The sequence below is a fragment of the Leclercia adecarboxylata genome (assembly GCF_006874705.1).
GTDB classification, from domain to species: domain Bacteria; phylum Pseudomonadota; class Gammaproteobacteria; order Enterobacterales; family Enterobacteriaceae; genus Enterobacter; species Enterobacter adecarboxylatus_C.
In genome coordinates, this window is sequence record NZ_CP035382.1 from 3,666,817 (window position 1) to 3,679,160 (window position 12,344).

General features: G+C 57.5%; 12 protein-coding genes. 7 read left to right on the top strand and 5 right to left on the bottom strand.

Going from position 1 to position 12,344, the window contains the following annotated elements; genetic code table 11:
- Window positions 1–223 precede the first annotated feature (223 nt).
- The 5 genes from lolC to cobB are packed head-to-tail and all read left to right on the top strand — an operon-like array spanning window position 224 to window position 5,161.
- A complete protein-coding gene (gene lolC, locus ES815_RS18420; RefSeq protein WP_142489101.1) occupies window positions 224–1,423 on the top strand; it encodes a lipoprotein-releasing ABC transporter permease subunit LolC in 1,200 nt (399 codons plus the stop codon).
- Window positions 1,416–2,117 carry a lipoprotein-releasing ABC transporter ATP-binding protein LolD gene (gene lolD, locus ES815_RS18425; RefSeq protein WP_142489102.1) on the top strand — a complete coding sequence of 234 codons (702 nt, stop codon included), beginning with the start codon at window positions 1,416–1,418 and terminating at the stop codon, window positions 2,115–2,117. Before lolC ends, lolD begins: the two co-directional genes overlap by 8 nt.
- Window positions 2,117–3,361: a lipoprotein-releasing ABC transporter permease subunit LolE gene (gene lolE / locus ES815_RS18430; protein WP_142489103.1), complete on the top strand. Its 1,245-nt coding sequence runs from the start codon at window positions 2,117–2,119 to the stop codon at window positions 3,359–3,361. Before lolD ends, lolE begins: the two co-directional genes overlap by 1 nt.
- A gap of 51 nt (window positions 3,362–3,412) precedes the next feature.
- On the top strand, window positions 3,413–4,324 hold the full coding sequence (gene nagK, locus ES815_RS18435) for an N-acetylglucosamine kinase (RefSeq protein ID WP_142489104.1): 912 nt from the start codon (window positions 3,413–3,415) through the stop codon (window positions 4,322–4,324).
- Between the two features lie 15 nt (window positions 4,325–4,339).
- A complete protein-coding gene (cobB, locus tag ES815_RS18440; protein WP_142489105.1) occupies window positions 4,340–5,161 on the top strand; it encodes a Sir2 family NAD+-dependent deacetylase in 822 nt (273 codons plus the stop codon).
- 93 nt (window positions 5,162–5,254) lie between these two features.
- Here the strand turns inward: cobB and potD are convergent, their stop codons facing one another.
- Genes potD through potA form a run of 4 tightly spaced genes read right to left on the bottom strand, consistent with a single transcriptional unit; the run spans window position 5,255 to window position 9,051 of the window.
- Complete coding sequence (gene potD, locus ES815_RS18445) at window positions 5,255–6,289, bottom strand: spermidine/putrescine ABC transporter substrate-binding protein PotD (protein ID WP_142489106.1); 1,035 nt, start codon at window positions 6,287–6,289, stop codon at window positions 5,255–5,257.
- Window positions 6,286–7,077 carry a spermidine/putrescine ABC transporter permease PotC gene (potC, locus tag ES815_RS18450; RefSeq protein ID WP_142489107.1) on the bottom strand — a complete coding sequence of 264 codons (792 nt, stop codon included), beginning with the start codon at window positions 7,075–7,077 and terminating at the stop codon, window positions 6,286–6,288. The genes potD and potC overlap by 4 nt, the downstream gene beginning before the upstream one ends.
- The gene (gene potB / locus ES815_RS18455; protein WP_142489108.1) at window positions 7,074–7,931 is read right to left on the bottom strand and encodes a spermidine/putrescine ABC transporter permease PotB; all 858 of its coding nucleotides are present in this window, start codon (window positions 7,929–7,931) and stop codon (window positions 7,074–7,076) included. The genes potC and potB overlap by 4 nt, the downstream gene beginning before the upstream one ends.
- Window positions 7,915–9,051 carry a spermidine/putrescine ABC transporter ATP-binding protein PotA gene (gene potA / locus ES815_RS18460; protein ID WP_142489109.1) on the bottom strand — a complete coding sequence of 379 codons (1,137 nt, stop codon included), beginning with the start codon at window positions 9,049–9,051 and terminating at the stop codon, window positions 7,915–7,917. Before potA ends, potB begins: the two co-directional genes overlap by 17 nt.
- A 249-nt stretch (window positions 9,052–9,300) precedes the next feature.
- On the opposite strand from potA, the gene pepT reads away from it, so the two are divergent.
- Window positions 9,301–10,527 carry a peptidase T gene (gene pepT, locus ES815_RS18465; protein WP_185902347.1) on the top strand — a complete coding sequence of 409 codons (1,227 nt, stop codon included), beginning with the start codon at window positions 9,301–9,303 and terminating at the stop codon, window positions 10,525–10,527.
- A 92-nt stretch (window positions 10,528–10,619) separates the two neighbouring features.
- On the top strand, window positions 10,620–11,111 hold the full coding sequence (locus tag ES815_RS18470) for an REP-associated tyrosine transposase (protein WP_142489111.1): 492 nt from the start codon (window positions 10,620–10,622) through the stop codon (window positions 11,109–11,111).
- Between the two features lie 93 nt (window positions 11,112–11,204).
- Here the strand turns inward: ES815_RS18470 and ES815_RS18475 are convergent, their stop codons facing one another.
- Window positions 11,205–12,326: a cupin domain-containing protein gene (locus ES815_RS18475; protein WP_142489112.1), complete on the bottom strand. Its 1,122-nt coding sequence runs from the start codon at window positions 12,324–12,326 to the stop codon at window positions 11,205–11,207.
- Between the last annotated feature and the right edge of the window lie 18 nt (window positions 12,327–12,344).

Sequence of the window (12,344 nt, forward strand, 5' to 3'; positions counted from 1 at the left end):
GAGCGGCTGATGGGATGTAACGGGTAAGAGTCTGTAAGCGGACGATTTTCGGAAAAACTGCAAAGGGCATGGGAATGAAGGGGAGGGCCGGGCAGCGGTTACCGCATTGATTTAACCTGATTTTTCGGATAATTGATTATCAAAGCGTCGGGTATCAGTCATTTACCCTTAGCGGATTCGCTTATATACTCGTGGGTCTGCTACCAGCAAACAGACGGATTTCATGTACCAACCTGTCGCACTTTTCATAGGCTTACGTTACATGCGTGGGCGCGCCGCGGACCGTTTCGGTCGCTTTGTCTCCTGGCTTTCAACCATTGGCATTACGCTTGGCGTGATGGCGCTGGTGACGGTTCTCTCCGTCATGAACGGCTTTGAGCGCGAGCTGCAAAATAACATTCTGGGGCTGATGCCGCAGGCTATCCTCTCATCCAGCAGCGGGTCGGTGAACCCGCAGCAGTTGCCAGAAAGCGCCGTTAAGCTGCAGGGCGTAAGCCGCGTGGCGCCGATCACCTCCGGTGACGTGGTGCTGCAGAGCGCGCGCAGCGTGGCGGTGGGGGTGATGCTCGGTATCGACCCGGCGCAAAAAGATCCCCTCACGCCCTGGCTGGTCAACGTCAAACAGAGCGATCTGGCTCCCGGCCAGTACAACGTGATCCTTGGCGAACAGCTTGCCGGTCAGCTCGGCGTTAACCGCGGCGATCGGCTGCGGGTGATGGTCCCTTCCGCCAGCCAGTTCACCCCGATGGGGCGTCTGCCAAGCCAGCGCCTGTTTAATGTCATCGGCACCTTCGCCGCCAACAGCGAAGTGGACGGCTACCAGATGCTGGTCAACATCCAGGACGCGTCGCGCCTGATGCGCTACCCGCTCGGGAATATCACCGGCTGGCGTCTGTGGCTCAACGAACCGCTGAAGGTGGATGTCCTGAGCCAGCAAACGCTGCCGGACGGTACCAAATGGCAGGACTGGCGCGAACGTAAGGGCGAGCTGTTCCAGGCCGTGCGCATGGAAAAGAACATGATGGGCCTGCTGCTGAGCCTGATTGTGGCGGTCGCCGCGTTTAACATTATTACTTCGCTCGGCCTGATGGTGATGGAGAAGCAGGGCGAAGTGGCCATCCTGCAAACCCAGGGCCTCACGCCGCGGCAGATCATGGCGGTATTTATGGTCCAGGGCGCCAGCGCCGGGATTGTCGGCGCGCTGCTTGGCGCGGTACTCGGCACCCTGCTCGCCAGCCAGCTCAACAATCTGATGCCGATCATCGGCGCGCTGCTCGACGGCGCGGCACTGCCGGTCGCCATTGAGCCGCTGCAGGTTGTGGGCATCGCCCTGGTGGCGATGGTTATTGCCTTACTCTCCACGCTTTATCCTTCATGGCGCGCTGCCGCCACCCAACCCGCTGAGGCTTTACGTTATGAATAAGATCCTGTTGCAATGCGACAACCTGTGCAAACGCTATCAGGAAGGCACGGTGCAGACGGATGTCCTGCACAATGTCAGCTTCAGCGTCGGGGAAGGGGAGATGATGGCTATCGTCGGCACCTCCGGCTCCGGGAAAAGTACCTTACTACACCTGCTCGGCGGGCTGGATACGCCAACTTCCGGCGACGTGGTCTTCTCCGGCACCCCGCTGAGTACGATGTCATCGAGCGCCAAAGCCGATCTGCGTAACCGCTCTCTGGGCTTTATCTACCAGTTCCACCACCTGCTGCCGGACTTTACGGCGCTGGAAAACGTGGCGATGCCGCTGCTGATCGGCAAAAAGAAACCGGCTGAAATTAACGCCCGCGCCAGCGATATGCTGAAAGCGGTCGGCCTCGGCCATCGCGGTAATCATCGTCCGTCTGAACTTTCCGGCGGCGAGCGTCAGCGTGTGGCGATTGCCCGCGCGCTGGTCAACAACCCGCGCCTGGTGCTGGCGGATGAACCGACCGGTAACCTCGATGCCCGCAACGCGGACAGCATCTTCCAGCTGCTGGGGGAGCTGAACGCCTCCCAGGGTACTGCGTTTCTGGTGGTGACCCACGACCTGCAGCTGGCAAAACGCATGTCCCGCCAGCTGGAGATGCGTGATGGGCACCTGAATACCGAGCTGACCCTGATGGGAGCGGATTGATGGCTTCCCCGTTATCGTTACTCATCGGCCTGCGTTTCAGCCGGGGCCGTCGTCGCGGCGGCATGGTATCGCTGATCTCTGTTATCTCCACCATCGGCATTGCGCTGGGGGTGGCGGTGCTGATCGTTGGTCTCAGCGCCATGAACGGCTTCGAACGCGAGCTGAATAACCGTATTCTGGCGGTGGTGCCGCACGGTGAAATTGAGCCGGTCAACCAGCCGTGGAATAACTGGAATGACGCGCTGAAAAAGGTGGAAAAGGTGCCGGGTATTGCGGCCGCCGCGCCGTACATCAATTTTACCGGGCTGGTTGAGAGCGGGGCGAACCTGCGCGCCATCCAGGTGAAAGGGGTCAACCCGCGTCAGGAAGAGAAACTCAGCGCGCTGCCGCAGTTTATCCAGAAGGATGCCTGGGCCAACTTTAAAGCCGGCGATCAGCAGATCATTATCGGTAAGGGCGTGGCCGATGCGCTGAAAGTGAAGCAGGGCGACTGGGTGTCAATCATGATCCCGAACGCCAGCGCCGATCATAAGCTGCAGCAGCCGAAGCGCGTACGTCTGCACGTGGCCGGCATTCTGCAGCTCAGCGGCCAGCTGGATCACAGCTTTGCCATGGTGCCGCTGGAAGATGCGCGGCAGTATCTGGACATGGGCAGCAGCGTCACCGGGATCGCCATCAAGGTAAACGACGTCTTTAACGCCAACAAACTGGTGCGCGACGCCGGGGAAGTGACCGACAGCTATGTCTACATCAAGAGCTGGATTGGCACTTACGGTTATATGTATCGTGATATCCAGATGATCCGCGCCATCATGTACCTGGCGATGGTGCTGGTGATCGGCGTGGCCTGCTTCAACATCGTCTCTACCCTGGTGATGGCGGTAAAAGACAAGAGTGGCGACATCGCGGTCCTGCGTACCCTGGGGGCAAAAGACGGTCTTATTCGTGCCATTTTCGTCTGGTATGGTCTGCTGGCGGGGCTGTTTGGCAGCCTGTGCGGCGTGGTCATCGGCGTGGTGGTATCGCTGCAGCTGACGCCAATTATCAACGGTATTGAGGCCCTGATTGGCCATCAGTTCCTGTCGGGCGATATCTATTTTATTGACTTCCTGCCGTCTGAACTGCACTGGCTGGACGTTTTTTATGTGCTGGTTACAGCACTTTTACTGAGTCTGCTGGCAAGCTGGTATCCGGCGCGTCGCGCAAGCCGAATCGACCCGGCGAGGGTACTAAGTGGCCAGTAATTACGTCATGATTTAGCGGTGTTTGCCGCCAAATCAACAGAGGAATGCACTATGTATTATGGATTTGATATTGGCGGCACCAAAATTGCGCTGGGCGTATTTGATACCAACCTGAAATTGCAGTGGGAAACCCGGGTTCCTACCCCGCGCGAAAGCTACGATGAATTCTTAACCGCCATTGCCGCACTGGTGGCCCAGGCCGATGAGCGCTTCGGCGTGAAGGGTTCGGTGGGCATTGGCATTCCGGGGATGCCGGAAACCGACGACGGCACGCTGTATGCCGCCAACGTCCCTGCCGCCAGCGGTAAGCCGCTGCGCGCCGACCTGTCGCGACTCCTTGAGCGCGACGTGCGCCTCGACAACGACGCCAACTGTTTTGCCCTCTCCGAAGCCTGGGACGACGAGTTCCAGCAGTATCCGCTGGTGATGGGGTTGATCCTCGGCACCGGCGTTGGGGGCGGGATCGTTGTTGACGGCAAACCGATCACCGGACGCAGCTATATCACCGGCGAGTTCGGCCATATTCGCCTGCCGGTGGATGCGCTGGAGGTGGTCGGGCGCGATTTCCCGCTAGTCCGCTGCGGCTGCGGCCAGCACGGCTGCATCGAAAACTACCTCTCAGGCGGCGGATTTGCGTGGCTTTATGAACACTTCTATCATCAAAAACGACAGGCGCCAGAAATCATTACGCTGTGGGAGCAGGGTGATGAACAGGCCATTGAGCATGTGGAGCGCTATCTCGATCTGCTTGCCGTGTGTCTGGGCAACATCCTGACCATTGTCGATCCTGACCTGCTGGTGATCGGCGGGGGATTATCGAACTTTACGGCCATCGCCGAGCGGTTATCCGGTCGGTTGCCGCGTCATCTGCTGCCGGTCGCCCGCGTGCCGCGCATTGAGCGCGCACGACATGGCGATGCCGGGGGGATGCGCGGTGCCGCGTTCCTCCATCTCACCCGTTAGTCATTCGAGGTTATTATGCTGTCGCGCCGGTCACATCGACTCACTCGTTTTCGCAAAAACAAACGCCGCTTGCGTGAACGCTTACGCCAGCGAATTTTCTTTCAGGATGGGGCGCTGCCAGAATTGATGGAAAAACCAAGAGTGTTGGTCCTGACCGGGGCGGGGATCTCCGCCGAGTCGGGCATTCGAACCTTCCGCGCCACCGACGGGTTGTGGGAGGAGCATCGCGTAGAGGATGTGGCGACGCCGGAAGGCTTCGCCCGTAATCCGCAGTTGGTGCAGGAATTTTATAATGCCCGCCGTCGACAGCTGCAGTCGCCGGAGATTGCCCCTAACGCGGCGCATCTGGCGCTGGCAAAGCTGGAAGAGGCGCTAGGGGATCGTTTTCTGCTGGTCACGCAGAACATCGATAACCTGCACGAGCGTGCGGGCAACCAGAATGTGATCCATATGCACGGCGAACTGCTGAAGGTGCGCTGTTCCGGCAGCGGCCAGGTGTTCAACTGGGCCGGTGACGTCACTCTCGATGACAAATGCCACTGCTGCCAGTTCCCGTCCCCGCTGCGTCCGCACGTAGTCTGGTTCGGCGAAATGCCATTGGGGATGGACGAAATCTACAGCGCGCTGGCGATGGCGGATGTGTTTATCGCTATTGGCACTTCCGGGCATGTCTATCCGGCGGCGGGATTCGTCCACGAGGCGAAGCTGCACGGGGCACACACGGTGGAGCTGAACCTTGAGCCGAGCCAGGTAGGCAGCGAGTTTGAAGAGAAAACCTACGGGCTGGCGAGCGAAGTGGTGCCGGAGTTTGTGGATAAACTTTTGAAAGGTTTGTAGAAAAAACGCCGGGCGGCACTGCGTTTGCCCGGCCTACGGTTTACGCCGTTGTAGGCCCGGTAAGCGAAGTGCCACCGGGCGTTGTTGCCGGACTTAACGTCCCGCTTTCAGCTTCTGGTAATACTCTTCATACAGACGGCTCGCATCGCCGACATCATTCTGCCACTCGCCTTTGCTGACGGTTGCCGCATCCGGGTAAAGCGACTTGTCGTTCGCCACCTCAGGACTCAGCAGCTTGCGGGCAGCCAGGTTTGGTGTCGGGTAACCGATGGTTTCTGCCACCTGTTTTGCCACATCGGGACGCAGCAGGAAGTTAATCAGCTTCAGCGCGCCGTCCACGTTTTTGGCGTTGGCCGGAATAGCGAGGCTATCCATCCAGAAGATCCCGCCCTCCTCAGGCCACACCACTTCCAGCGGCGTACCGGCCTGACGCGCCACGTACGCCGAACCGTTCCACACCATCCCCACGTTGACTTCCCCCTCCATATACGGGTTAGCCGGGTTATCGGAGTTAAAGGCCGCAACGTTTGGCATCAGTTTTTGCAGCTCGTGATACGCCGCTTCGATCTCTTTCGGGTCGGTGGTGTTGCCGGAGTAGCCCAGCTTACGCAACGCCACCTGGAACACTTCGCGCGCGTCATCGGTCAGGAGTAAACCGCCTTTGTACTCCGGTTTCCACAGATCGGCCCAGCGGGTGACCGTTTTAGGATCTATCGCCTCGCTGTTGATCCCAATTGCTGTAGCGCCCCAGATATACGGGATGGAGTAGTCGTTATTGGGATCAAACGGCTTGTTGAGCATCTCCGGATCGAGGTTTGAAAAATTGGTTAGCTTCGATTTGTCGATCTTCTGGATCATGCCCTCTTTACGCATCTTGTCGACGAAATAGGTCGACGGAACCACCAGATCGTAGGCGCCATCTTTATAGGTTTTGAGCTTGGCATACATGGTTTCATTCGACTCGTAGGTGGAATAGATCACCTTGATGCCGGTCTCTTTGGTGAACTGCTCCAGCAGGCCTGGCGGCACATACTCGGTCCAGTTGTAGAAGTAGAGCGTTTTACTGTCGTCCGCGTGGGCAGCGCCCATTCCGAGCACCAGTGCCGCGGCGGTAAGCATTTTTTTCATTTCACTGTCCCCTGAGATTTTGTTTTATCACGAGCAACCAGCTGGCTGGCGATCACCAGAACCAGCGATAACATCAACAGAATGGTCGCCAGCGCGTTCACCTCTGGTGAGACGCCGACTTTCACCATTGAATAGATCTTCAACGGCAGAATTTCATAGCTGGGTCCGGTGACGAACGACGACACCACCACGTCATCCATCGACAGGGTAAAGCTGAGCAGCCATCCCGCAGCCACGGCGGGCATCGCCAGCGGCAGGATAATTTTGCGCAGGATAGTCATTTCGCTGGCACCCAGATCTTTCGCCGCTTCCAGCATTCGTACATCAAAGCCCTTCAGACGGGAGTAAACCGTCACCACCACAAACGGCAGACAGAAGGTGATGTGCGAGAACAGCAGCGACCAGAAGCCCAGTTGTACCCCCAGCAGCATAAACAGCACCAGCAGCGAAATGGCCATCACGATGTCCGGGGACATCATCACCACAAACAGCATTCCGCTAACGAAGGGCTTGCCGCGAAAACGGTAGCGGTAGAGCGCTACGGCGGTCAGGGAGCCAATCAGGGTGGCGAAGGTGGCCGAGAAGATGGCCATCGTCAGCGAGTGCTGCGCCGCCTGTAGCAGGCTGTCGTTGTTCATCAGCAGGCTGTACCACTGGGTGGTAAACCCCTGCCAGTTGATGCCAAAGCGCGAGCTGTTAAACGAATTGACGATCAAAATAATGATCGGAATGTAGAGATACGCGTAAATGGCGGTCATAAAACCGCCGCGAAGCAGTCGACCGATCATCCGAGTTCACCCTTATTATTAAGCAAGCGCGAGGCGCGCCAGTAGACCAGCAGCATCAGGCCCATGACCAGGGTCAGGGTGATACTGGTGGCCGAGCCGAACGGCCAGTCGCGAATGTTCAGGAACTGGCTCTTGATGACGTTGCCAATCAGCAGGTTCTTTGCGCCGCCCATCAGGTCGGAGACGTAGAACAGCCCCATCGCCGGGAGCATCACCAGCAGGCAGCCGGCAATGATCCCCGGCATCGTCAGCGGGATGATGATACGGATAAAGGTTTGCAGCTTACTGGCGCCCAGATCTCTTGCCGCTTCCAGCAAGGGTTTATCCAGCTTCTCAATGCTGGAGTAGAGCGGCATGACCATAAACGGCAGCAGAATATAGACCAGCCCGACGATCACCGCGCCGGGGGTAAACATAATGCGGATCGGGGTGTCGATGACCCCCAGCCACAGCAGAAACGCATTCAGGTAGCCTTTGGTGCTGAGGAAGATCTTCAGGCCATAAATGCGGATCAGGGAGTTAGTCCAGAAGGGCACAATCAGCAGAAACAGCAGCAGCGGACGCACCTTCTGCGGCAGCTTCGCCAGAAACCAGGCGAAGGGATAGCCGAGGACCAGGCAGGCCAGGGTGGCGATCAGCGCCATATTGAGCGAATGGAGCAGCACCTGGAAATAGAGCGGATCGAGCAGGCGCGCGTAGTTATCCAGCGTAAAGACCAGCGAGACGAAATGGGCGTCGTCGCGGGTCAAAAAGCTGGTGGCAATAATCATCAGGTTGGGTAAAAAGACAAATAACACAAGCCAACCGACGATAGTGGCGATCACCACATTCTGGAACTTACTTGTGTTCTTCATCAGCCAGCACAACCTCCCAGCTTTCTACCCAGTTAATAACCATTTTCTGATTGAGCGAGTGGTCGAAATCAGGGTCGTCCTCGTTAAAGAACTCGCTGACCATCACCATCTTGCCGTTTTCCAGTTCGACCACCGACTCGAGGGTCATCCCTTTGTAGTTGCGCTCGCGGATATAGCCGATCAACCCTTCCGCTTCGGTCTCGTCATGGATCTCATCGACGCGCAGATCTTCCGGGCGCAGCAGGACGTTAAGCTGTTGCCCGGGTTCCACGGCAAAGTTGACGAAGATGTTGCAGGCGCGGCCTTCGACATTAGCCAGCACCCGCTGGTCGTCGAGGCGTTCAATAACGGTAGCACTGAAGATATTGATTTCGCCAATAAAGCTGGCGACAAACAGGTTTTTCGGCTCTTCGTAAATCTCACGGGGGGTGCCGTCCTGCTCGATTTTGCCGTCGCGCATCACCACGATGCGATCGGACATGGTCAACGCCTCTTCCTGATCGTGGGTGACAAAGACAAAGGTGATCCCGAGCTTGCGCTGCAGCGCCTTTAACTCGTTCTGCATCTGCTTACGCAGCTTGTAATCCAGCGCGGAAAGCGACTCATCCAGCAGCAGTAGCCGCGGCTTATTGACCACCGCGCGGGCGATGGCGACGCGCTGCTGTTGCCCACCCGACAGCTGGTGCGGCTTGCGCTGGGCGAACGTCTCCAGCTGTACCATGCGCAGGGCATCGGTGACACGGGGCGTAATTTCACTGGCCGGGGTTTTTTGCATCCGCAGGCCAAAGGCGACGTTTTCGAAAACCGTCATGTGGGGGAACAAGGCGTAGCTTTGAAAGACGGTATTGACGTGGCGGTGTTCAGCAGGAACCTGAGTAATATCCTGGTTTTCAAGATGAATATGGCCGTGATCGACGTTTTCCAGCCCGGCGATAAGGCGAAGCACTGTCGTTTTACCGCAGCCCGACGGGCCAAGCAGCGTAAGAAATTCGCCGTTGTTGATGGTCAAATCGAGGTCGGAAATGACGGTTTTTCCGTCAAAGCTTTTACGAATTCCGGCCAGTTGCACCAACGGTGACAGTGAAGCTGGTTGTGTATTCAATTTTTGATTCAGTCCCATATCGACGCTGCAGAGACTTATCGCAGCGGGGTTTGTGGTTAGCCACCTTGGTGAAACGTAATGAGGGCGGACATTCTACGGGAATACGCTGTAATCGCCAATCCTTGTTACCCATTGATAAGCTACATTTATTAGCGAAAGCTGCGATAAAACGGAAATATTCTCGTTTACGGGATAAAAGTGACCTGACGCAATATTTGGGTTTTGATGCTTACTGATAATGTTGTCACAAAAAGTGAGGGTGACTGCATGGATAAATTACTTGAGCGTTTTTTACAGTACGTATCGCTGGATACCCAATCTAAACCGGGTGTCCGCCAGGTGCCGAGCACCGAAGGACAATGGAAACTGTTACAGCTGTTAAAGACGCAACTGGAAGAGTTGGGTCTGGTCAACGTCACGTTAAGTGAGAAAGGGACGGTGATGGGGACGCTCCCGGCCAGCGTGAGCGGCGATATTCCGACCATTGGTTTTATTTCCCATGTTGATACCTCACCGGATTTTAGCGGTAAAAACGTGAATCCGCAGATTGTTGAGAACTATCGCGGCGGTGATATTGCGCTGGGGGTTGGCGACGAAGTGCTCTCCCCGGTGATGTTCCCGGTGTTGCACCAGCTGCTCGGGCAGACGCTGATCACCACCGACGGCAAAACGCTGCTGGGGGCCGATGATAAAGCCGGGGTGGCCGAGATCATGACCGCGCTGGCGGTGCTGAAGCACAACAAGGTGCCGCACGGGGATATCCGCGTCGCCTTCACCCCGGATGAAGAGGTGGGCAAAGGGGCGAAGCATTTCGACGTTGCGGCGTTCGATGCCCGCTGGGCCTATACCGTTGACGGCGGCGGCGTGGGTGAACTTGAGTTCGAGAATTTCAATGCGGCGTCGGTGAATATCCGCATCGTCGGCAATAACGTCCACCCGGGCACGGCGAAAGGGGTGATGGTGAACGCGCTGTCGCTGGCGGCCCGCATTCATGCCGAAGTCCCGGCAGATGAGAGCCCGGAGCAAACCGAGGGCTATGAGGGCTTCTACCACCTCACCAGCATCAAAGGGACGGTCGATCGCGCGGACATGCATTACATCATTCGCGATTTTAACCGCGACGGGTTTGAAGCGCGTAAACGTAAGATGATGGATATCGCCAAAAAGGTGGGCAAGGGTCTGCATCCGGATTGCTATATTGAGCTGATCATCGAGGACAGCTATTACAATATGCATGAAAAGGTGATCGAGCATCCGTACATTCTCGAGGTTGCCCAGCAGGCGATGCGCGACTGCGGCGTCGAACCGCAGCTAAAACCGATCCGCGGCGGCACCGACGGCGCGCAGCTCTCCTTTATGGGATTGCCGTGCCCGAATCTGTTTACCGGCGGCTACAACTACCATGGCAAGCACGAGTTCGTGACTCTCGAGGGGATGGAGAAAGCGGTGCAGGTGATTGTGCGGATTGCCGAACTTACCGCGAAGCAGCAGTAATTGCCCGGTGGCGCGATGCTGACCGGGCCTACGCATAGGCCGGGCAAACAACGTGCCGCCCGGCACTTGCACAAATGGGGAGGGAACCTCATATGTCAAACTACCGTCGTCACTATCTACCGGGTGGAACCTGGTTTTTCACCGTTAACCTGCAAAACCGGCGCAGCGATCTGCTGACCCGCCATATCGATACCCTTCGCATGGCGACCCAATGCGTTAAACGCACAAAACCCTTTCTGATTAACGCCTGGGTGATCCTGCCGGAACATATGCACTGCATCTGGACGTTGCCTGAAAACGACACCGATTACTCCGGCCGCTGGCGGGACATCAAAAAAACCTTCACCCGAGCGCTGGGTATGTCAGGCATCTGGCTGCCGCGCTTCTGGGAACATACCATTCGGGATGAAAACGACCTCCGGCGGCATACGGATTACATCCATATCAACCCGTTGAAACATGGCTACGTGACGCGCGTTAAAGAGTGGCCCTATTCCACGTTTCATCGTGACGTGCGGGAAGGGATATACCCGGAGGATTGGGCGGGGGAGGTGGAGGATTTTAACGCCGGGGAGCGGCGGTAAAACAACGCCCGGTGGCGCTTCGCTTACCGGGCCTACAAAACCATACCGTAGGCCGGGTAAGGCGCAGCCGCCACCCGGCAAAGTACAAACGACTCAGTCCTCGAAGAACCAGTACCCACTGTTAACCAGCGCCGCCAGCATGGCGAGGAACGACGGATCTTCCAGCGCATCGCCAAACTTGTCGGCCGTCAGCACCGTATGGCTGGCCAGGGATTCCAGCGCCGGACGGTGCGGGGAATCCAGCTGCTCGCCATTAACGTACACCTCTTCGCCAATGCGTAACACGCGCAGGCCACCCAGACGCACCAGCTTGTCACCCTGCTGCAATGCATCGTAAATCTCATCGGGCTGATACGGCGGCTCCGGCAGGGAGACATCAAGCTCATGACGGGACTGGCTTATAAACTCCCCGAACCACTGGTTGAAATGCTGCGGCTGGTTGATCATATCCAGCATCATCCCGCGCAGCTTATCCAGCTCTTCAGGCAGGATATCGGCCGGGTGCTCACGGGCCGGCACGTCCGGGTCGCTGAAGCGATGGCTGCCCAGCTCGCGCTGCAGAACGTAATCGGCAAACCCACTGATCATCTCGCGGCCGCTTGGCGCGCGGAAGCCCACCGAATAGTTCATCGAGTTCTCAAGGGAGTAGCCCTCGTGCGGGAAACCCGGCGGAATATAGAGAATATCGCCCGGCTCCAGCTCCTCGTCGATGATGCCGACAAAAGGATCCACCTGCAGCAGGTCGGGATGCGGGCAGTGCTGCTTCATCGGCACCTTCTCGCCCACGCGCCAGCGGCGGCGGCCGGTACCCTGAATGATAAACACGTCGTACTGGTCCAGATGCGGACCAACGCCGCCTCCCGGCACGGAGAAGGAGATCATCAGATCGTCCATTCGCCAGTCGGGCAGGGCACGGAATGGCTGCATCAGGGCTGCGGCGGGCTGGTGCCAGTGGTTGACCGCCTGCACCAGCAGGGACCAGTTGTTTTCGCCCAGGTGATCGAAGCTTTCAAACGGGCCGTGGCTGACCTGCCATTTCCCCTCGTTGTGGCTGACGAGGCGGCTGTCGACTTCGCTCTCCATGGCCAGGCCGGCAAGCTCATCGGGAGAGATCGAATCGACGAAATTGGTGATGCCGCGTTTCAGAACGACAGGGCGTTTTTGCCAGTAGCGTTCGATAAAGTCGGGCCAGTTAAGGGCTAATTGATAATCCATATTTATATTCCGCAGGCT